Source organism: Oleiphilus sp. HI0061, from assembly GCF_001635675.1.
Genome location: NZ_LWFE01000731.1, coordinates 1 through 383, shown reverse-complemented (window position 1 = coordinate 383; position 383 = coordinate 1). Strand labels below are relative to the sequence as shown.

Sequence of the window (383 nt, the reverse complement as noted above, 5' to 3'; positions counted from 1 at the left end):
TACCCATCCGAGAGTATTAGAAAAGAGTCATTTCGGCTCTAGCTATACATTTCCAATGTATCAAGATGGGCAATTTATCGGCTTTATATTTTTTAACTCCTTCGAAAAAAACGTCTTTGAAGAAAGCACCTTGGTAGACCTGGATATGACAGCTCACATGCTCGTTCTTCTGGTATCCCATGAACAAGATGTGGTAGGTACCTTACAAGCAACTGTCAGAAGCGCCATGAATTTCACTCACCATCGTGACCCTGAAACAGCAATGCACATCGACCGAATGTCCCGATTTTCAAGACTAATCGCTGACGAGCTGGCGCATAAATATGGTTTTGACGACCAGTTTGTCGAGCATATTTTCCTGTTCTCACCTTTGCATGATATTG

At 42.3% G+C, this 383-nt stretch carries 1 pseudogene; it reads left to right on the top strand.

Annotation, left to right across the window (positions count from 1 at the left end):
• Positions 1 to 383 (top strand): annotated as a pseudogene (locus A3735_RS30650) (phosphohydrolase); the annotation flags it as partial.